Annotated in this window: 20 protein-coding genes; 7 read left to right on the top strand and 13 right to left on the bottom strand. The window is 64.9% G+C overall.

Translation table 11 applies throughout. From position 1 onward, the window contains the following. Window positions 1-314: 314 nt before the first annotated feature. Window positions 315-902, top strand: coding sequence for a response regulator transcription factor (locus tag ACP92_RS18610; RefSeq protein ID WP_013235677.1), 588 nt, complete (start codon window positions 315-317; stop codon window positions 900-902). A 58-nt stretch (window positions 903-960) separates the two neighbouring features. On the opposite strand, the gene ACP92_RS18615 is transcribed toward ACP92_RS18610, so the two are convergent. From ACP92_RS18615 to ACP92_RS18635, 5 genes are all read right to left on the bottom strand, one after another. Continuing rightward, window positions 961-1,683, bottom strand: coding sequence for a GGDEF domain-containing protein (locus tag ACP92_RS18615; RefSeq protein WP_013235678.1), 723 nt, complete (start codon window positions 1,681-1,683; stop codon window positions 961-963). Then, window positions 1,680-2,072 carry a DUF1987 domain-containing protein gene (locus ACP92_RS18620; protein ID WP_013235679.1) on the bottom strand — a complete coding sequence of 131 codons (393 nt, stop codon included), beginning with the start codon at window positions 2,070-2,072 and terminating at the stop codon, window positions 1,680-1,682. The genes ACP92_RS18615 and ACP92_RS18620 overlap by 4 nt, the downstream gene beginning before the upstream one ends. Window positions 2,073-2,114: 42 nt before the next feature. Next, a complete protein-coding gene (locus ACP92_RS18625; protein ID WP_013235680.1) occupies window positions 2,115-2,678 on the bottom strand; it encodes a SiaB family protein kinase in 564 nt (187 codons plus the stop codon). Then, window positions 2,675-3,943, bottom strand: a complete 1,269-nt coding sequence (locus ACP92_RS18630) for a PP2C family protein-serine/threonine phosphatase (RefSeq protein WP_013235681.1) — start codon at window positions 3,941-3,943, stop codon at window positions 2,675-2,677. The genes ACP92_RS18625 and ACP92_RS18630 overlap by 4 nt, the downstream gene beginning before the upstream one ends. 144 nt (window positions 3,944-4,087) lie before the next feature. After that, window positions 4,088-4,762 (bottom strand): hypothetical protein, encoded by a 675-nt coding sequence (locus tag ACP92_RS18635; RefSeq protein ID WP_013235682.1) that lies wholly within the window; start codon window positions 4,760-4,762, stop codon window positions 4,088-4,090. A 341-nt stretch (window positions 4,763-5,103) separates the two neighbouring features. Between ACP92_RS18635 and ACP92_RS18640 the strand changes: the two genes are divergently transcribed. From ACP92_RS18640 to ACP92_RS18650, 3 genes are all read left to right on the top strand, one after another. Then, window positions 5,104-5,964, top strand: a complete 861-nt coding sequence (locus ACP92_RS18640; protein ID WP_041312208.1) for an SDR family oxidoreductase — start codon at window positions 5,104-5,106, stop codon at window positions 5,962-5,964. 46 nt (window positions 5,965-6,010) lie between these two features. Next, complete coding sequence (locus ACP92_RS18645) at window positions 6,011-6,406, top strand: four-helix bundle copper-binding protein (RefSeq protein WP_041311174.1); 396 nt, start codon at window positions 6,011-6,013, stop codon at window positions 6,404-6,406. Window positions 6,407-6,488: 82 nt separating this feature from the next. Next, on the top strand, window positions 6,489-6,848 hold the full coding sequence (locus ACP92_RS18650; protein ID WP_013235684.1) for a response regulator: 360 nt from the start codon (window positions 6,489-6,491) through the stop codon (window positions 6,846-6,848). Here ACP92_RS18650 and ACP92_RS18655 read toward each other — a convergent pair. The 7 genes from ACP92_RS18655 to ACP92_RS18685 form a co-directional block, all read right to left on the bottom strand. Then, window positions 6,841-9,321, bottom strand: coding sequence for a tetratricopeptide repeat protein (locus ACP92_RS18655; protein ID WP_013235685.1), 2,481 nt, complete (start codon window positions 9,319-9,321; stop codon window positions 6,841-6,843). The two genes, ACP92_RS18650 and ACP92_RS18655, sit on opposite strands and share 8 nt — an antisense overlap. An 8-nt stretch (window positions 9,322-9,329) precedes the next feature. After that, complete coding sequence (locus tag ACP92_RS18660) at window positions 9,330-10,538, bottom strand: DUF3142 domain-containing protein (protein WP_041312211.1); 1,209 nt, start codon at window positions 10,536-10,538, stop codon at window positions 9,330-9,332. A 190-nt stretch (window positions 10,539-10,728) separates the two neighbouring features. Then, window positions 10,729-12,039, bottom strand: a complete 1,311-nt coding sequence (locus tag ACP92_RS18665) for an MFS transporter (protein ID WP_013235687.1) — start codon at window positions 12,037-12,039, stop codon at window positions 10,729-10,731. A gap of 423 nt (window positions 12,040-12,462) precedes the next feature. Beyond that, window positions 12,463-13,173 carry a response regulator transcription factor gene (locus tag ACP92_RS18670; protein ID WP_013235689.1) on the bottom strand — a complete coding sequence of 237 codons (711 nt, stop codon included), beginning with the start codon at window positions 13,171-13,173 and terminating at the stop codon, window positions 12,463-12,465. A gap of 193 nt (window positions 13,174-13,366) precedes the next feature. Continuing rightward, complete coding sequence (locus tag ACP92_RS18675; RefSeq protein ID WP_013235690.1) at window positions 13,367-13,735, bottom strand: response regulator; 369 nt, start codon at window positions 13,733-13,735, stop codon at window positions 13,367-13,369. Between the two features lie 210 nt (window positions 13,736-13,945). Further along, complete coding sequence (locus tag ACP92_RS18680) at window positions 13,946-14,341, bottom strand: response regulator (protein WP_041311178.1); 396 nt, start codon at window positions 14,339-14,341, stop codon at window positions 13,946-13,948. A 2-nt stretch (window positions 14,342-14,343) separates the two neighbouring features. Further along, complete coding sequence (locus tag ACP92_RS18685) at window positions 14,344-15,816, bottom strand: ATPase domain-containing protein (RefSeq protein WP_013235692.1); 1,473 nt, start codon at window positions 15,814-15,816, stop codon at window positions 14,344-14,346. A 165-nt stretch (window positions 15,817-15,981) separates the two neighbouring features. On the opposite strand from ACP92_RS18685, the gene ACP92_RS18690 reads away from it, so the two are divergent. Beyond that, window positions 15,982-16,440, top strand: a complete 459-nt coding sequence (locus ACP92_RS18690; RefSeq protein WP_156181809.1) for a hypothetical protein — start codon at window positions 15,982-15,984, stop codon at window positions 16,438-16,440. A gap of 10 nt (window positions 16,441-16,450) precedes the next feature. Here the strand turns inward: ACP92_RS18690 and ACP92_RS18695 are convergent, their stop codons facing one another. Then, on the bottom strand, window positions 16,451-18,001 hold the full coding sequence (locus tag ACP92_RS18695) for a methyl-accepting chemotaxis protein (protein WP_013235695.1): 1,551 nt from the start codon (window positions 17,999-18,001) through the stop codon (window positions 16,451-16,453). 358 nt (window positions 18,002-18,359) lie between these two features. On the opposite strand from ACP92_RS18695, the gene ACP92_RS18700 reads away from it, so the two are divergent. Together ACP92_RS18700 and ACP92_RS18705 are read left to right on the top strand one after the other, a co-directional pair. Further along, on the top strand, window positions 18,360-18,890 hold the full coding sequence (locus ACP92_RS18700; RefSeq protein WP_171941758.1) for a sorbitol dehydrogenase family protein: 531 nt from the start codon (window positions 18,360-18,362) through the stop codon (window positions 18,888-18,890). Between the two features lie 26 nt (window positions 18,891-18,916). Further along, on the top strand, window positions 18,917-20,548 hold the full coding sequence (locus ACP92_RS18705) for a GMC family oxidoreductase (protein WP_013235698.1): 1,632 nt from the start codon (window positions 18,917-18,919) through the stop codon (window positions 20,546-20,548). The last annotated feature ends 6 nt before the right edge of the window (window positions 20,549-20,554 follow it).

Here is a 20,554-nt window from a genome sequence, read left to right on the forward strand (position 1 = left end):
TCCCTTCTGATCGCCGTCTTTTCCTTTTGCCCCCCTGTCTTTCCCTTCTGCCTCCCCTCCCCGCCTGCTGCCCCGATGGTCACGTCCGCAGGGGCGTTCCCGCCACATTTATCGAACTTCTTCTAGGTAAAGTTGGAATTCATTCGAGATTTCATGCGTTATTTACCTGACCAATCGACTATTTTCGACGACACGGCGACACTTCATTCCGCCTTTCCGCATGTTCCGCCTAGCCGGAGCAAAGGCAACTCCGGTTCGCCTTAGCGGATAAGGCCTCCCTCTTCGAATGTTCTGTCTCAGTCAAGGAATCGCACATGACCAATGCACATCTCGCCCATATCGTCGGTGGGGACGATAGCCTGGGTGGCCCGCTGGGGCGCCTTCTGGAAGAAGCTGGTTTCCACGTCGCGCATCATCGCTCGGCCGACCAGTTTCTCGAGCACGCCACCGCCACCGGTCCCGGAGGACTGGTGCTCGCAGTGAACATGCGGAATATGGATGCTCCCCAATTGCGCAGCCTGCTCGATGAAAAGAAAGAAGGTATTCCCCTCATCGTCATCACGGGCAACCAGCCGGGGGCGGCGCCGCTCGGGCAAAGCAGCGCGCAGCAAGAACCCGAAGTCGCGCAGCAACTGGTGGCGGCCTTTCGCGAAGCGCTCATGCCCTACGATGAAAGCGCCCCGCATCAACAGCAGCGCCGGATACACCAGGCCCGCCTGGCGACGCTGACGCGACGCGAGCGCGAAGTGCTGATGTTGCTGGTCAAGGGGAGATTGAACAAACAGATCGCCGCTGAACTGGGCACCTCTGAACGCACCGTGAAGGCGCATCGGCAGCAGGTCATGCGCAAGATGTACGCTGGTTCGCTGGCCGAACTGGTGGCGGCGATGACGCGCTACTAAAGGAAGCCCGTGCTGGTCCTGCTGGCCGCACTGGCCATCCCTCTGCCGTCCCGGCGTGTCAGCCGGTGACGGTTTCCTCCGACTCCACCCGATTGCGCCCGCTGCGCTTGGCCTGGTACAGGGCCTGGTCAGCGCGCGCATAAGCCTGTTCGAAATCGCTGCCGGCGGTGGCCCAGGCCACGCCGAAGCTGGAGGTCACCGGCCGCGCCGGCAGGCAGCCGAAGCGCTCGCCGGCAATCGCCTGCCGTATCCGTCCGGCCAGCACCACTGCGGGCTCCAGCGCCATGCCGGGCAGCAGGATGGTGAACTCTTCACCGCCCACCCGCCCGATCACCCCCACGCCATCGACCGTCGTGCGCAGCCGCGCGACCAGCTCGCGGATCACCGCGTCGCCGGTGGGATGGCCAAATTCATCATTGATGCGCTTGAAGAAATCGATGTCCAGCACCACCAGCGACATCGGCGATTTCTGCAACACCTGGTGGGCACGCTCGAACACCGCGCCGCGATTGAGTGCGCCGGTGAGATTGTCGTGCCGGGCCTTGTAATCCAGCTCGTCGCTCAGTTGCTGCAAGCGCGCATTGAGCTGGTTGAGCTCGCGCTCGGTGCGGTCGCTGCGCGAGATGAGACGGCGGCTCTGGCGCATCAGCTGGCCGTAGTGCTGCACCAGCTCCTGCAGCGCCGTGCGGTAGGCGCTCGGATCCGGCGCGGCCATGGCCAGCACGTCGTTGGCGCGTTGCAGGGCCAGTGCTTCCTGTTCGAAGAGATCGACCTTGCTCATCCGTTCGATACCGCGTGATCGTGGAACACCAGGGCGGGAAAATCTTCCTGCAGCTCCTGGCCGAATTCGAAGATGGTGTCGTCGTCCTCGTCGTGGTACCAGTTGAGGATCACTTCGGTGCCCGCCTCGGCTTTCTCATTGAGGGCGTCGAACAGGGAAAACAGCATCTTGGTGCTGGAGCTGTTGAAGTAGGCCAGCGCCACGTTCACGGTGAGTGGTGCGTCGGCGCTATCATCGGCCAGGAAGCGGCGCAGCGTGGCGATGATCTCGCCCCAGAACTGGGCCGCATTCTCGGGATAGGATTCGCCCTTGAGCGAAAGCTGGCGCTGCTCGAAGCGGAAGTCCACCTCGGGTGAGCTGGCGCTGGCAGCGATGAAAAGATTGTCCATGATGTCGTGTCCGGAATAGGCTGGGCCGTCGCGCAGGCCGCCTCAGATGGTGGCCCGCAGGTAGAAGGTCTGTGCGCCATCAGCCTGGGGGGCAGAGAATTCGAATTCCAGCGGAGCGCTGGCGTCACGCGCCACCGTCAGGAAACCCAGGCCCGCCCCCTTGCTGTCGACGGGCGTCTCGGCGCGCAGCATTTCCTTGTAGGCCGACTTGATCTCTTCGTTGGTCAGCGAACGCAGATGCTCCAGCTTGACGCGCAGCTTCTCGGCCATGTCGGCATCGACCGGATTGGCGCAGTGCAGGTAGTAGTGTTCGTCGGTCTGGGTGATGAAGACCGCGCCGTGGCGCATGGACGGCTCGGTGACCTTGCCTTCCTTCTCGTGCAGGTCGGCCGAATAGTGGACGATGTTCTGCGCCATCTCGATGAAGGAAGAAAACAGCTTGCGCCGCGTCTGGCCCACTGCGCCAGTGTGCTCGGCGCGCAGCTTCACCGCTTCGGCCATGGCGGCGATGATGGTCTGGGAAAAATAACCGACGTAGTAGAACACGATGTCGCGCCGCGCTACGTAGCTGTGGAGTTCAGTCCACTGTTGCTGGATGCCGTTCATGCCTGTACCTCATGCTGGCTGGAGAAGACGCCGCCGATGCGAGCGCCGAAGAAGCTGATATCGTCGCGGCGGCGCTGCGCGCCCTGGTAATCCCGATGCACATCCATGAGCGTGCGGCCCAGTTCGGCCAGCGGCAGGCGACGGTATTCCAGCAGCGTGCGACGCAGGCGCTGCTTGCCAAACGCAATGTGCTTGGCGCCGCCGATCTGGTCGATGATGCCATCGGTGCAGACGAACACCATGTCGCCATCGGCCACGGGCAGGCAATGGTTGGTCCATTGCATGTCCTCGGGCGTATCGACATAGCCCAGCCCGACGCGCTTGCCCTCGACGGTCTGCACCTGCTCGTCTGCCGCGGGCAGCAGGAACAGGGCCATCTTGGCGTTGGCGCAGGTGAGCGTGCGGCTGGCGCTGTCGAACCAGAAGAAACAAGCGTCCATGCCGTCATCCGATTCCGAGGGCTTGTCCTGCGCGCCATGCTGACCCAGCACCCGTTTCATGCTGCGGTTGACTTCCTGCATCAGGCGCGCCGGATCGCGCGGGCCGTGCAGCTCCAGCGCCTGCTTGAGCGCCGAGGAGGCGATCAGGGTCAGGAACGCGCCCGGCACGCCATGGCCGGTGCAATCGGCCACGGCGGCGAACCAGCCCTGCGGATGCTCTTCGAAATGGTAGAAGTCGCCACCGACCACGTCACGCGGCTCCCAGATCAGGCAGGCATCCTGCAGCGCCGCTCCCATGGCCGCACGTGAGGCGCTGAGCATGGCGCGCTGGATCACGCTGGCGTAATCGATGCTCTGCATGACCTGGCGATTCTTTTCCACCTGCAGGTCCACCAGCTCGCGCATGAGGGCCAGGCCCGAGCCCAGGCCATTGAGCTGGCCCTGCTCGACGATCATGAAACCGTCGGCCAGGGTCTTGTCGCCCGAGGCCACGGCCAGCGCGCCCAGGGTTTCGATGGGCGTGTCGGCGTCGACGATGAGGGGATCCTTGTCCATGAAGGCGATGCAGCTCTTGCGTTCATAGAGTTCGCGATGGTAGGGCTTGGACATCTGCGACATGAAGATATGCCGGCTGATGAGCCCGATGGGACGCTGCTGTTCCACCACCGGCAGGCTGACCAGCTCCTTGTGCTGGTCGAAGATCTCCAGCACTGCAGCATTGTTCTGATCGAACTGGACGACCGGCACCTGCACCGCCAGCGCCCCCGCTGTCGGTTGGAACAACTTGCTCCCTGTCGCCGGAGTCAGACTGAAATGACTTTCCACAGTGCTCGCCCGCGTCGTGATGTTTTGGATAGAGGGCGGATCATATTTCATTGCTGTGACAACAATGTGACGCTGTTGAGCGACAAACTGGGGATCAGGCGAGACGCACAGTTTCATTCGGTGGTGAACAAGCTTCGCAGTTGGTCACGGCTTGATCCGAAGGTAGCGTGTGACGGTTTCCCAAGTCCCATGCCAGTGCGCCAGATCTGGGCAACGCCAATGAATCAGTGACTGGATGCTGGCCTGCAAGTGCGGCAAGGGATCGCTCAGGATGGGCTCATGATGCGCAATCCGGTTGCGGAACCGCCGCAGGCATTCAAGTTCGGCGTGGATGGTCTGTCGCACCAGCGCAGGCTGCGTCGGGTGAGGGAAATGGGGAAAGCACGGCAGCACCTGGCTATCCCATATGCGGCCCTGGTAGCGCGCAGTGAACATGTGGCACCAGAAGGCAAACTTGAGTTCGGCAATGACTTTGCCCGTAGCGCCGATGGGCATTTTGGCGCGGGCGCGCTGCAGCTCGGTTCGAGGCTGGAAATGGGGTCCACCGGGATTGGCCAGGCTGCGCTCGAAATTGCGATTCCATGGCCAGTCCTGTCCGTAGACGGCGCAAAGCGCGTTGTCCACGGCATTACGCATGCTGACCTCGCACACATGGAGCGATGCAAAGAAAGCCGCCGACATCAAAGCATGCCAACTGTATTTTTCTACTGCACAGGTGGTGGCCGAAAAACCGGCCGCGTCCTCAAAGGTGGCCAACCGTGCTGCCGAGAGCGCGCAGGTGATGTTGTGGATCTGCGCTATCGTCAAGACATTGCTCATGCTCCATCTTCCTAATTGTTGGTGCGTGTGCTACCATTTTTCGGTGAGCTTGTGGACACGCGGGCGTCAGCCTCCCCCACAGGACAGATGATATGGAACACGGCCCACTTCGGTGGGCCGTTTTTCATTTCAGGCATGGACGATCAAATTTGTTGGGGTGTGCGTCCCCTTCGTCAGATCGGGAAAAAGCTGTGAAGCGCCGGCTTGATCCACCACACCGGCTCATCTTCAGCCTCTCCGTCATCATCGTCAGTGAGCCACTGCACCCACATCAGGGTGCGGGACTACAGACCCCGGCGCGCGCCGCTTCTACCATGAACGATCATTCCATGGAGGACAGCATGAGCAAAACCGAAATCGACGCCCTTCCAGCCCAGCACCAATCCCACCAGCCCGGCAGCGAGCAACAGATGGAGCCGCGCCCGCACAGCGCTCCGGCCGGCGAGCCAGGGCGGCGCCTGGCGGGCAAGGTGGCCTTGATCACCGGCGGCGACAGCGGCATCGGCCGCGCCGTGGCGCTGGCCTACGCCCGCGAAGGGGCGCGCCTGGCCATCGTCTATCTGGATGAAGAAGAGGATGCGCGCCAGACCCAGAAGGATGTGCAGGCGCTGGATGCTCCTTGCCTGCTGCTGCCCGGCGATGTCGGTTCGCCCGAGTTCTGCCGTAGCGCCGTGCGCGCCGTGATGGATGCCTATGGACGACTGGATGTGCTGGTCAACAATGCGGCCCAGCAGTACCCCGCCCAGAGCATCGAGGAGATTTCCCAGGCGCAGCTGGAGCACACCTTCCGCACCAACATCTTCTCGATGTTCTACATGGTCAAGGAAGCCATGCCCTTCCTCACGCGCGGCGCGCGCATCATCAACACCACCTCGGTGACGGCCTATCGCGGCAGCAAGCATCTGGTCGACTATGCCGCCACCAAGGGCGCCATCGTCGCGTTCACGCGGTCGCTGTCGCAACAGCTGGCCTCGGCAGGCATCCACGTCAATGCGGTGGCGCCCGGTCCGATCTGGACGCCGCTGATCCCGGCCAGCTTCAGCGCCGAAGAAGTCGCCAGCTTCGGCAAGAACGTGCCGCTGGGCCGCCCGGGACAACCCGATGAGGTGGCGCCGGCCTATGTCTTCCTGGCCACCGAGGGCGCATCCTACATGACCGGGCAGGTACTGCATCCCAATGGCGGGGAGATCGTCAATACCTGAGCATGTCTGCAGACATCGCTCGCCGCAATCCCTACAAGGAACCACCATGAGCACCACTACCCAGACCGTTTTCGATACCGGCAATGTCGGCCAGTCCAGCCAGCAGATGAGTTCGTCCTCGTCTTCCATGCTGACCTGTATGCAGGCCTGCCAACAGTGTCATGAAGCCTGTCGCAAGGCGGCTTTCGGCATCAGCCCGCCGGCGGCGCAGGAGCTTGCCGCGGACGACGTGCGGATGCTGCTGGAGTGCGCCGAGCTGTGCCAGCTGTCGGCCAACTGGCAATTGGCCGGCTCGCAGTATTGCCGCCAGATCTGCGGCGTCTGCGCCGCCCTCTGCCGCCAGTGCCAGGCCCGCTGCAACGACAACGACGGCATGCAGGAATGCGCAGCGGCCTGCCAGCGCTGCGCTGAAAGCTGCGAAGCCATGAGCAGCATGGCCTAGGCAGGCTCAGGAAAACCCCGATGGCGGCCATGTTGCCGCCAGTGCATGATGAGCTTGTCCTATGACTTGCAGAGAGTCCATCATGCACAAGACCGCCCTGATCGCCACCGCCCAGCCCGAAGTCAGCCGCGCCCTCACCGAGTGGCTGGCCATCAACGACATCGACATCCAGATCGCCAGCAACGGCAGCGACGCCATCGAGCACATCGCCCTGGACCGGCCCGACGTGGTGCTGGCCCAGTTGGCCATGGAAGGCATGAGCGGCCTGCGGCTGGCGCATTACCTCAAGGCACAGAAGCAGCTGGCCGACGTGCCGGTGATCCTGCTGTGCCGTGACGAACGCGAAATGGACCTGGTCAAGGGACAGTGGCCGGCCTTCCTGTGCGGCGGCGCGCTGCATCCCGCACTGATTTCCGAACTCAAGCGCGAGCTGGTCAACTAGTCTTGTTCACACGTCGGCGGCGGCGCCACTGCGCCACGCCGAATCCGCCTCCCACCATCGCTGCCAGCAGCAGCGCCGCACTGACGGCGCGATGCCGCGCCACCCAGCCCCGCGCGCCGCGCCACGCCTGGACATAGGGGAACCGCGCTGCGGCGGCAAAATCCGGCTCCACGCAGTTCTGCCCGAAGTCCGCCGAAAACGGCACCGCTGCTCCCTCCTTCACGTAGCGCCGATAAAGTTGCTCTGCGCGCGGCTGATCGTAGTAGACAAAATTCACCCCCTGGCACAGCACCGCCGCAAAGGCCTGCGAACGCGGCGGCAAGGCGTCGGCTGCCTTCATGACGTAGTCCGCCGCCACGTCACGGTAGTGGAAGCGCTTGTAGGGCTTGGCCTCGCTGGCGGCATAGCGCTGGCGCTCGCCATCGGTCACCAGGGGGCCCGGCAGATCCGCCTGGGCGCGGGCTTGCGGGTTGTCCGGAACGGGTCTTGATTCGTCTGCATACATGCCCGTGCCGCGTCCGGCGCCGCCGGGGTAACTGCCGCCATAGACGGCGAAATCCGGTCCCTGTTCGTAACCCATGATTTCCATGCCCTGGCGCCGCGCGATCAGGGCCGCCTCATACCAGCCCTGGGCGCGGCTGTTGGCGCGCCAGGCATGCTGGCCGCGTTCCAGCGCCCGGCCATAGTCGCGGGCCTTGGCGCGCAAGCGCCAGGCGTCCGGGGTTTCGCGGCCCTCGGCGTCGTAGCTGCTCTGCACGAAGCGCTCGTCGCGCTCATCCGGGAAGTAGGCCAGCGCGTCCTCCACCCGGCCCTCGCGTACCAGCCGCCGCGCCAGCAACTGGCGCAGGTTGTCTTCCACCGTGATGGCCGACAGGCCCACCGCCGCCCAGCGTCGCGACTGCCGGCCTTGCTGCTGCTGGACCGCCTTGGCCACGGCTTCGGGCGCGGGCATGGGAGACGCCGGCGCATGGGCGTCCACGTAGGTCTTCAGTTCATCGACGGTGAGCACCCGCTCGGCCACATAGGCGAGGTCATTGTAGTAACCGTACATGCCGAAGTAGCCATTGCCCGACTGCCGCGCAGTCTCGCTGGCGGCGCGATGGAACTGCGCCAGCGCCTCCACGTACTGGCCGCGCGAGAGCGTCAGCACGCCCTGTTCGCCCATGAGCAGATTGGCGTTGCCCGGCTCCAGGCTGGCGTCGTTGCGCGGGAAGGCTTGCACGGCGCGCGTATAGGCTTGCACGGCGGCCTCGTTATCACCCCGGCGTAGCGCCAGCTTGGCGCGCACCCACCAGGCCAGCGCCGTGTCCTGACGGCCCGCCAGCGACGCCGCCAGTTCATAGCGGCCCGTGCGATAGGCCAGTGCGGCCACACGATCAGCGCCGTCGATCTTTTCCAGCCCGCGCCGCTTGAGCGCATCGATCAGGTTCACCAGGATAGGGCTAGGTTTGAGCGTATCGCTGCGCGCCGCATCGGCGTACCCGGAAGAACCGCTGGTGGGCGCAGTGGGATCGTAGTCGTAGCCGCCGGCCTGGGGCCCCTCGCCCACATCCCCCAGGCGCGCCAGGGCATAGGCCACCAGCAGCCTCTGCGCCACGGCGTCATCGATGAGCGCTGCGCTTCTTTCAGCATTGCCCAGGTTCCACGCGGCCAGCGCTTCCAGCGACGATTGCGCGCTGGCCGAGCCGCGCGCGGCCTGCTCGGCATAGAGATGGATGGCTTGCTTGAAGTCCGCCGGGGCGATGCTCTGGGCGCAATCGCGGCCTTCATTGAAATCGGACCAGTTGCACGATCCCGCCTCCCCCACCAGCATCAGCCGCGCCTGCTCGCCATAGCTGGCCACGGCCAGTCCCATGGGATCAGCAGCGCCGGCCACCGCCAGGGCGCGCGCCTTGGTGAAGCTGGCGATGGCCTGCTCGCGCCTGCCCTCGATGGCGTGCAGGCGACCCAGCATGTAGGCCGCCCACACGGCGCGTTCGCTGGCCTGTTGCGGCGGCAGCGCCAGCACGGCCTCGAAGCGCTGGCGCGCCGCGGCCAGCGCATTGGCGCGGAAATCCTGGGCGGCGGCGGTGTAGAGTCGGATGGCCGGCGGCAAGGCCGCGCCGGCCGCGTAGGCGCTCTCGCCATCGGCGGCGGCGCGCATGGCCTGCAGCGCGGTCCACTGCGCCGCATCCAGCCGGCCCTTCTCAATCATGCGCAGCGAACGCGGATCATCGGGCTGACCCACCGCTTGCTCGTAGCCGCTGCCTTCATCGGCTTGCAGCTTGTCTGCGGGCGTCACCAGATGCGCGGCTTCCCAGGCGAAGGAATTGGCCGGCGTGTTGCGCAGGGCGCCGACGCGGTCGTCCAGCAACTGCATCGGGAAGTCCGGGCCGCAGGCCACCACCGTGGCTGCGCCCAATACCAGCAGGCCGCTGGCGGCATAGGCGAGTTTCTTCATGCGGCCCATGCTGCTGTTGGCCGAGTGCTGCATCTGTTTCATCAGGATCCCATTTCCAGTGTGATATCCGGCGCGGCCCCGCCCTCGGCGCAGCGCAGCCAGCCAATGGTGCGGCTGGCGCCAGCGCGGAGCAGGCCGGCCTGGCCCAGGCGCAGGTAGCGCCCCTGGGCATCGTTTTCCAGCGTGTAGCCATTGATACCGTCACCGCTGCAGACGTTCCCCGCTGATGCAGCATCGCCTGCCCGGACCTTGATCCGGACACGCAAGGGCAAGGACACATCGGCGTTGCCCTCATTGTTCAGGCGGATGTCGCTGGGCGTATTGCCGCCCTGCCCGGCGACCAGTTGCACCTGCAGCCCGGGCTTGAGGGGCTTGCCTTCCAGCACGGCGATCCAGGTCGAGAGGCTCCAGGCGCGGCGATCATCGCCGGTCGGCAGGCGGAACCAGGTGATGCCGGCCATGCCCGCTGGCGGCGAGGCCTGCAGTTGCGCCACGAAGCGCGCCATCACCTGCGGGTCGACCATCAGTTCGTTCCCCAGGCCACCGGCCAGCAGCGGGCGTTCGCTCTCCACGGCAGCGATGCGGCCCTGCGCATCCCAGCTTACCCGCGCGCCATAGGCCGGCAGCGCCACATGCCAGGGGCGGCGCGTACGCTGGGCGTACTGGTGCAGCCAGTCCTGGGCCAGACGGGCGTCGAAGAGGCCCAGGCGCGGGTCCAGCACGGCATGCACCTGCAAGGTCGATTCATCGGCCACCGCCAGCAAGGACGCCAGCTGCGGGCTGGACAGCCAGGTCGGCAAGGCGGTCACGGCCAGGTCCAGCGGGGCCACCCGCGCCTTGAGACTGCGCAGGAAGGCGATGTATTCCGGCAGGCGCGCCGTGGCGCAATCGTAGTCGATCTCCAGCGCGGCGGGCTGCAGGCCGCGCCGGCGCCAGGCCGACAGCCGTTCCAGCAGATGGTCCTGGATGGCGGCGGCGTCCAGGCGCGCCAGTTGGCCGTTGATGCGCACGGTCATCAGTAAGGGCCGGCCCGTATTGGCCAGCGCCTCGACATCCGGATCGATGTCGATCCAGCGCCCGGATGCGCCCAGTTCCGCCGCCAGCACGTGCCAGCGCGCCACATGCGCATGGGAAGCCGACAGCGCAGTGCGCAGCGCCGGCGTCCACTGGCGCTGCCAGATGTAGGCGTCCTGGGGCAGGCGCGCTCCCGGCGCGGGAGCGCGGGAACAGGCCGCCAGCAGCAAGGCCAGCAGCATCCAGGACAAGCCCCGGCAAATGCGTCTGCAGGAGCGCTCGGGCAGGAAGGCGAAGGGCATGGTCGAAGTCGTGGTCGTGTCGGCTGTCGCCCGGAATGGGCGGCATTGTACGGACCAGGCGCGCAAAAAGACAAGGCCCGGCGCCTTGCGGTCACCGGGCCTGAGCCTGCGGGAGAGGGAGCGATCAGGCCCGGTAGCCCTTGCTGCTCATCGGCACGAAGGCCAGCAGCACGCCCAGGATGGACAGCCCAATCACATACAGCGCCGGACCTTGCGGGTCGGCCTTGATCCACAGCGAGATCAGCACCGGCGTGAGGCCGCCAAAGACGGCGTAGGCCATGTTGTAGGCGAAGGACAGGCCGGTAAAGCGCACCGGCGGCGGGAAGGCGCGGGTGGAGACGATGGGGGTGAGCGAAATGCTGCCCACGAACAAGCCCACCAGGGCATAGCCCCACACCAGCGACTCCGGCGAGCCAGGCAGTTGGCCATAGAACCACCAGGTGGACAGGCCCAGGCCGCCCCAGCCGATGATCATGCTGGCGCGGGTGCCGATGCGGTCGCACAGCCAGCCGATGGCCAGGCAGCCGATGGTCAGCATCAGGGTGCCGGCGCAGTTGGCCTGCATCACCAGCTTGGGCGAGAGGTGGTGCACGGTCTGCAGGTAGGACGGCGTCATCAGGATCACCACCACCACCGCGCCGGACAGGCACCAGGTCATGCCGGCGGTCAGCACGCTGGCGGCGCGGTGCTCGCGCAGCACGGTCTTCAAGGGCAGTTCATTGGCTTCTTTGCGGCGGGCGGCCAGTTCGCGGAATACCGGCGTCTCTTCCAGGTAGCGGCGCAGGTAGACCGACACCAGGCCGAACACACCGCCCAGGATGAAGGGAATGCGCCAGGCATAGCCGGCCACCTCGGCCGGTTCGAAGGCGCTGTTGATGAAGATGCCCATCAAGGAACCCAGCAGGATGCCGCCGGTGATGCCTGCGGTCAGCGAGCCCACGCCGAAGCTGTAACGGTTGGCCGGCACGTGCTCGGCCACGAACACCCAGGCGCCCGGCATTTCACCGCCGATGGCCGCGCCCTGCAGGGTGCGCATCAACAGCAGCAGGATGGGCGCGGCCACGCCAATGCTGGCATAGGTCGGCAAGAGGCCGATCACCAGCGTAGGTACGGCCATGAGGAAGATGGAGAGCGTGAACATGCGCTTGCGTCCGATCACATCGCCATAGTGGGCAATGATGATGCCGCCCACCGGGCGCGCCAGGTAGCCGGCGGCGAAGATGCCGAAGGTCTGCAGCATGCGCAGCCATTCCGGCATGTCGGCCGGGAAGAACAGCTTGCCGACCACGGCGGCAAAGAAGACGTAGATCACGAAGTCATAGAACTCCAGCGTGCCGCCCAGGGCCGACAGGCCCAGGGTCTTGTAGTCGGAGGACGAGAGGGGGCGATGCTGGGACTCGTTCAAGGCCCCGGTAAATTCAGCAGAAGTGGTCATGTTGGTTCAGTCGAAGCAAGGGCAATATCCCGCCCCGCACCGGCCGGGCGCGAACGCCAAGGCGGTGCAGCGGGCCGGAGGGCCTGCCTGATCTTTTCTGGGACGGGTGATCGCGGGCGAAGCGCCGGCGAAGGACAGAATCAGCGGAAAACGTAAAGCGAAGAACTACGATTTAGCGTCGAAACCTGACTAAATGATACCTGAAAGCGGCAGAACTTTCGCGTTGCAGCATTTCTTGCGGCGTTTGTCGCCGTGGGCAGCATGGGAAGAGCAGCGGGATCAGGCAGCCTGGCCATCGGCATTCATCGGCATTCATCGGCCGGGGCGGGTCCCGCGCCAATGCGAGCTGACGGAGGACGAAGCAAAGCCGGGCGAGCCTCTGCACTCGCCCGGTGGGCAGACCCTGTCACGAGCGCAGTGCGCTCAGGGTTCCAATACGATATCGACCGAGGAATTGCGCCGCAGCATCAGGAAGCCTTCGCCATAGATGTTGCGAATCTGCATAGGCGACTCCTCCAGGGAGCGCAGTTTCTGGCGCACGCGGTAGATCAGGGCGTCGATGCGGTGGGCGTCGTATTCCTCGCCGCCGGAGCGCAGCAGGTCGAACAACTGGCCATGCGAGACCGGATAGTTGGGACTTTGCAGCAGCGCGGCCAGGGCCGTGCTTTCCTTGTCGGTGAACTGCAGGGCGGTCACACCGTTGCTGGAGAGCCGCCCGGAGCGGCGGTTGAAGGCCCACTTCTCGGACTGCGGCGAGCTCTGGTGCGGCACGGTCTTCATGCGCCGCGCCAGCGCGGTCAGGGTGGCCGAGACTTCTTCGAGCTTCACTGGCCGGGCCAGATAGTAGTCCGCGCCATCGCTCATGCAGCGGATGCGTTCTTCCATGCGCTGGGCCGCGGTGAGGACGACAATGCCCATGGACGGAAAGTGCTGCCGCAGCGACGCCAGTTCCGGCAAGAGGCTGCCGTCAGGCAAGCCGACGTCGGTCAGGAGGATATCGGGCTGGCGACCCCTGAGCACTTCGCGGGCCTGGCCCAGGGTAGCGCAGACCGAGGTCTCGTAACCCAGATCCCCCATGTGGGCGCTTAGCGAATTGCGCCAGTCGAGATCGCTTTCAACGATGAGTACTTTCATGACTGTAGTGTTCCGGACGGAGCTGTTCTTATGATTGCCGGAGCATCCCCCGTACTGTTGTACGTGCATCCGGGTCAGCTTGCTGACACGGAGATGCTTTCCATAATCACAACGTTATACAGAAAATATCTGCGCATAAAATCATAAAACCTCGCAGACCCCTTACAACTGAAACCTGCGCCTGCAGCGGCTTTCAGCGCAGCAACTGGGTCACCGTGGTCAACAGGTGATCCACGGAACAGGGCTTGAGCAGAAAGGCCGAGATTTCCGGCACGCGGGCGTTCGCCGCGGGCAAGTTGGCGCTGATCAACGCCACCGGGATATGGCCAAAGCGCTCATCGGATTTGATGTAGCGCGCCAGCTCCATGCCATCCATGCGCGGCATGCGCAGGTCGGTCAAGACCAGCGAAGGCGCTTGCGACTGCATCAGGGCGATGGCCTCCACGCCATCACTGGCGGCCATGACCGAGAGGCCTTTGTGCGCCAGGATCTCGCACAACAAGTCGCGCGAATCTGGGTGGTCTTCCACCACCAGCACGGTTTTCTGTTTGCTTCTGGACATCTTCTTCCCCCTCCCGCACGTTGTACTGGGCTCAGCGCTGGCCTGACAGACCAGGTGACTTCTTGTGAAGGATAGTGATGGTTGGCGACCAATCGCGGTATCAGGAAATTCCTGACGAGACTGACAACATTGCCCGTCCCCAACAATCTGGGGTCGCACGGCCAAGGGAGGCGCGACAGAGGAGGAAGAAAGGAAAATACGGAAAGGGAATCAGGGACGGCCAGGCAGCAGCCGCCCGATCTCCTCGAGCAGGCGATCGAAGAACACCGGCTTGCGCAGGAACAGGTTGTGACTGGATTGCGACAGATCGTGGCGCTCCGGCGCGCCGCTGCACAGGATCACCGGCAACTGCGCCCCGCCCGGCAGGCGGCGCAGCGCTGCACACAGCTCCAGCCCGTTCATCACCGGCATCATGCAGTCGGAAATGACCAGGTCGGGCCAGTGCTGCCGGGCCTTGTCCAGCGCATCGGCGCCGTGGCAGGCAGTGATGACGCGATAGCCGTGCAGCTCCAGCAGCATGGAATAGGTGTCGGTGATGTCGACCTCGTCATCGACGATCAACAACAGCGGCAAGGCCGCCTGCGGGAGCGCTGACGCAGTGGACATGGTCAGCGTCCATCCACCAGAGGGGTACTGGCGGGCGACACCAGGCCATCGATCTCGATGCCGGCGTCGGAGATGTTCATCAGGCGGGCAGCGCCGTCATAGCCATTCTCGCGCAGTTTCATCACGGCAATCTGGCGGCGGTTGACGTCGTCCTTGACCACGTATTCCAGCAGCATCATGTTTTCATAGAGCTGCGAAGAACTGGGATCGACCTGCGGGCGAGACTCGCGGAAGTAAGGCAACTGCTCGGTGATGAAGGTGGTCACCCCGCGCGCGCGCAGTTCATTGGTCAGCGCCACCAGGAAGGGACGCATGCGCTGCGGCTGCACTACGATGCTGCGCAGGCCATCGACACCGTCGATGAGCAGGCGGGTCACGCCGCGCCGGGCGATGTCGTCCAGCATGCGCTTGGCCAGGTCGTCGCAGAGCATTTCCAGCGGCAGTTGCCACATCACCTGCAGGGCCCCGCTGTCGATATGGGCGTCGAGCTGCATGCCCGCCTTGCGCGCCTTGGCCAGCAGGCGTTCGGGCGATTCATAGAAGCCCAGGATCAGGCATTGCTGGCCATCCTTCAAGCCCTGCTCGATGAAATGCAGGCCCATCAGGGTCTTGCCCACGCCGGGGCTGCCCAACAGGCAGGTCAGCGAACCGCTGACCACACCGCCGCCGATGCACTTGTCCCAGGACGGGATGCCCACGCTGACATAGCGATCGGAAGTGCCCGGCACCTTGCCGGCGCGGGTGGCGGTGGCCTCGAAGCGGGGGAAGATCTCGACCCCGCTCTGGTTGATCTCGAAGACATGCTTGCCCAGCAAATGGTTGGCCCCACGCAGCTTGAAGACCTTGATCTCGCGCACCAGCTGCATGCCGGACTCGTACTGGCTCAGTTCGATGACGCCATCGACCAGGGTGTTCTCGGACTCGGGCAGGTTGCCTTCCACGGGCGAGAGCAGCAGCGTGGTGCAATTCATGGTGAAGACCAGGGCATTCAGCGAATGCATGAATTCGGACAGGTTCAGGTCCGAAGGCCCGGAATCGCGCACCGAGCGGAAGCCATCGATGATCAGCATGGCCGGACGGTGCCGGCTCAGTTCGGCGCTGATCATGCGCAGCAGACCGCGCAGCCCCTCGCTGGCCAGCGCGGCATAGCCGCTCAACATCTGCATGCGGTCGCCGACCAGGCTTTCGTCGAAGAAGTCGAAATTGCTCACATGATTGAGCATCTTGGCATGCGACTCGGCGATGAGCGTGAGCAGCATCACCTGGTTGCCGCCGCGCGCCTGCGCCCAGCCGATCTGGGAGGCCAGCGTGGTCTTGCCGCTGCCGGCCAGGCCCTGGATCAGATAGAGGCTGCCGGCCGGCAAGCCGCCGCCGAGGATCTCATCGAACCCGGCGATGCCCGTGCTGAGCAGGGAAATGCGGCTGGGCCGCCCACCCGTCGGGGCTGGCGGAAGGGACTGCGGTTGCTCGTTCATGTGGATGAATGCCTGGTCTCGTAGTGGCGAAGGAGGTGACTTTTCATGTGATTATACGTTCGCGCCTGTGATGACTATGGTTGTCATACAGACCGAAAGTTGCATACCCGCGCCAAACAAACTTCCTGACATCGCCCAAGTCGGCGCCGGAGGGCGTCGATATGCATGGCAATCTCATCAATGGGCGACGCCGCCATGCATATTCCTTCCCTACCTCCCTCCCCCATCCCGGCCGCCGGCAAGGACGGCGCTGCGCCCCTGGCCGCAGACGCGGCAGGTGCGCCGGCCCCGACCGCCTCCAGCATCGTGACCCTGTCGGAACAGGCGCGCCAGCAAAGCGATCAGCACCTGCAGCAAAGCGTGCTGGCGGCCCTGCCTGATGGACAGGAGCAGGCCGCGCTCATGCAGGTGCAAATGCAGGCCAGCCTGCGCAAGCAGTTGGACAAGCTGCTCAAGCGCACGGCACTGCTGGAAATGGATGTCTTTAGCGAATTGCGCGAAAAGCTGCGCGCGCAGCTGCTGCAAAAGCCGGTCTTGCCGCCCACACAACGGCAGGCCGCCGACGAGCAGTTCCTGCAACGCCAGCGCGACCACCTGCCGCCGACGGCGCCAGGCACAGACTGAGCCTGCCGACTCAGCGCAGCTTGAATACGCTGACCGTGGCGGCCAGGCGGGAGGCCTGTTCCTGCATCGATTGCGCGGCCGCGGCGGCCTCTTCGACCAGGGCGGCGTTCTGCTGGGTGACTTCGTCCATCTGCGTGACGGCGCGATTGATTTCGTCGATGCCCACACTCTGCTCGGTGCTGGCCGCCGAGATCTCGGAGACCACGTCGGTGACCCGCTTGACGCTCTCCACCACCTCCGACATGGTGGACCCGGCCTGACGCACCAGCGATGTGCCGGCGCCGACCTTGCTGACCGAATCGTCGATGAGCTGCTTGATTTCCTTGGCGGCCGAGGCCGACCGCTGCGCCAGCGAACGCACTTCCGAGGCCACCACCGCAAAGCCGCGTCCCTGTTCACCCGCGCGGGCCGCTTCCACCGCCGCATTCAGGGCCAGGATATTGGTCTGGAAGGCAATGCCATCGATGACGCTGATGATTTCCACGATGCGATTGGAGGCCTCGTTGATGGCTTCCATGGTTTCCACCACCTGCCCCACCACGCCGCCGCCGCGCGCGGCCACGCCTGAGGCCGCCATGGCCAGCTGGTTGGCCTGGCGGGCATTGTCGGTGTTCTGCTTGACGGTGGAGGTCAGTTCTTCCAGCGCCGAGGCGGTTTCTTCCAGGGCCGTGGCCTGCTGCTCGGTGCGGCGCGAGAGATCGAGGTTGCCGGTGGCGATCTCGGTAGAAGCCGTGGCGATGCTGTCGGTGCCGCTGCGCACCTGGCCTACCACCTTGCGCAGGCCTTCGTTCATGGTGTCCAGGGCCTGCATCAGCTGGCCGGTCTCATCCTTGCTCTGGACCTGGATCTGCGCGCCCAGGTCGCCCTCGGCCACGCGTCGGGCGATGTCCACGGCGTCCTGCAAGGGACGGGCGATGATGCGGGCCACGTACAGCGCCAGGCCCATGCCGATGGCCAGCGCCGCCGCCAGCAGCACCAGCACGCCTACGCGCGACTTGCTGAAGGTGTCGTCGGCATCAGCGGTGGCGGCATTGCCGCCGTCCTGGTTGATCTTGATGAGCTTTTCCAGGTCGCCCAGGATCTGTGGATAGAGCTTGTTGGAATACCCCAGGAAGAGATCGCGCCCCTGGGGATTGTCGCGCGCCAGGAAGGCCGCCACGATCTTCTTGTGCTCCGCCAGGAACTCGCCGATCTGGCCCGCGACCTTGGTATAGAGCTCGCGCTCGGGGACGTTGTCCAGGCTGGCTTCGTAATCCTTCATGGTCTTGTCCAGGCCAGTGAGGATGGCCTGGCTGCGCGAGACCAGGCCATTCATGGCCTCGACATCGCCGTCATAGATGGCCAGTTGCGATTCGGTGCCGCGCAGGCGCACGAAATACAGCTTGAGGTCGCCCAGCTTCTTCTGCGCCGGCATCCAGTCGGTGGAGATCTCCGAGGAGGCGTTCTTCACCTTGGCCAACTGGGAGATGGAGAAGATCCCCAGGATCGCCATCAATACCAGCACAGCCAGAAACGCCAACTGCAACTTCCTGGCTATCTTCAGATTCTTGAACCATCCCATCATTGCTGCCCCCCTGATTGAAAGACCCGCTTGTCCCCGCTGCTGCATCGGCAGCGAGTCGACATGAGGTTCGGGCAACATTATCCCCAGCGTCTTTTGCGTTCAATCGCCGGAAGAGAGGGCCAATTACGTAGCAGACCAGCCATGCCGCAGCAGGCATGGACGAAACGGCAAGCGCAGCCATTGCGCAGATGCCGTTCTGCAACAGCGCCTGAAAGTTCAGGCAAACCCTGTTAGGATGCGCACCGTTCCAGGCTTTTGCCGCCCCTTTCTCCCGACCACAAGACGCATCGTCTTGGCTACGGCAGGCCCCTCACGCCAGGCTGACTTCCGCGCCAAGCACATGCAGGACTCGCCAATGAAACGACTCTCCAACAACGTGACGATGTCGCGACGCAGCCTGATGCTGACCGGCGTCAGCATCCTGGGCAGCTATGTCGCGCTCTCCAGCCTGCCCTCCTGGGCCATCCCTGCGGCCGACAGCCCGCAGCTGGCGCCCTTCATGCGCCTGTCCGGACTGCTGGTCAATCACCGCCTCAATCCCGCCATCGGCGCGCGCATGCTGGAAGTGGCGGCGCGCGAGCACGCCGGCCTGGACGCACTGATGAGCACCCTGCTGGCCCTGGCCCAGAGCAAGCAGGCGCGCAAGGTCGAGGACTTCTATGCCGACATCCCGGCCGGCCCGCAACAGGCGCTGGCCCAGTGGATCATCTTCGCCTGGTACACCGGCTGTTCCTCGGCCAAGCGCGACGCCGCCGTCTTTACCTATGAAGAAGCGCTGACCTACCAGACCACGCTGGACGTGGTGGCCATTCCCTCCTATGGCCTCAGCGGTCCCAACCGCTGGTCCCAGCGCACCGTGCCGCTGGCTGACATGCCGCGCTTCTGAACCCTGCAACCTGGAAGAATCATCGTATGAACAGCAATAACAAGGCCGAGGTGGTCATCGTCGGCACCGGCGTGGTGGGCGTACTGATCGCCGAGCAACTGCTGAACGCCGGCATCCCGGTGCGGATGCTGGAAGCCGGTCCGCGCGTGGCGCGCGCCGAGGTGGTGGAGAACTTCCGCAACCTGCCGCTGGCGCTCAAGGGCGATCCGTCCTCCTGCTATCCGCCGCGTCCCTGGGCGCCGCATCCCATGCCCTCCAGCGAGAACCCGGACGATCACTACCTGGAACTGTCCGGCCCCGACAAGTACGCCCAGACCTTCATCCGCTACGCCGGTGGTTCCACCTGGCACTGGGCCGGCACCTGCTGGCGCCTCACGCCCGAAGACATGCGCCTGCACAGCCTCTACGGCGTAGGCCGCGACTGGGCCTTCGGCTATGACGTGCTGGAGCCCTACTACACCCGCGTCGAACACCAGCTGGGCATCTGCGGCCCGTCGGACCCGGCCCTGCAATGGCCGCCGCAACGCTCGGCGCCCTATCCGATGCCGGCCCTGCCCTTCAGCCCCGGCGAGCAACGCTTCACCGAAGTGGTCCAGGCGCTGGGCTATCGCAACATCCCCACGGCGCAGGCGCGCAACAGCGGCATGCCCTACGACGACCGTCCGGCCTGCTGCGCCAACAACAATTGCGTGCCGGTCTGCCCGGTCGGCGCCAAGTACGACGCCGCCACCGCACTGGCGCGCCTGGAAGCCAAGGGCGCTACCATCCTCACCGACGCCGTGGTCTACCGGGTCGATACCGATGCCAACGACCGCGTCGAGGCCGTCAACTATTTCGACGCCAACAAGCTCAGCCACCGCATCACCGGCAAGATCTTCGTGCTGGCCTGCAATGGCATCGAGACCCCCAAGCTGCTGCTGATGTCGGCCAACAGCCGCAACCCGCACGGCCTGGCCAACCGCTCCGACCAGGTCGGCCGCAACATGATGGACCACCCGCAGCTGACCATGACGCTGACCCTGTCCGAACCCTACTGGTCGGGCGTGGGTCCGGTGGTCAACAGCGGCATCATGGAAACCTCGCAGGGCGCGTTCCGCTCCGAACACGCCGGCGCCTACTTCCGCTACAACAATTTCGCGCGCAACCGCTTCGTCACCTTCGCCGCGCTCAAGAAGGGTCTGGTAGGCCAGGCGCTGGATGAAGAAATCCGCCGCATGACCGCCTGCACCGCCGACATCGTGCTGGCGCACGAAGTGCTACCCGACGCCGAGAACCGCTTGACGCTCTCCAGCAAGAAGGACTGGCTGGGCCTGCCGCGTCCCGCCATCCACTATGACGTGGGCGACTACACCCGCCGGTCGGCCGAACTCTATTCGCTGCCGATCGGCCGCAAGATCGCCGAGGCCATGGGCGCCACCGACATCAAGGTCAGCCCCAAGTTCGCCCAGAGCAAGCACATCATGGGCGGCACCATCATGGGCCTGGACCCGGCCAATTCGGTGGTCGATCCCGACTGCCGCGCCCACGACCATGACAACCTGTACCTGCCCGGTGGCGGCGCCATGCCCAGCACGGCCTGCGGCAACAGCACCATCAGCATGGCGGCGCTGGGCCTCAAAGCGGCCGACGCCATCCTGCGTCAATTGCAGAAAGCCTGAGGCCGA

Source organism: Herbaspirillum seropedicae, from assembly GCF_001040945.1.
GTDB lineage: Bacteria > Pseudomonadota > Gammaproteobacteria > Burkholderiales > Burkholderiaceae_D > Herbaspirillum > Herbaspirillum seropedicae.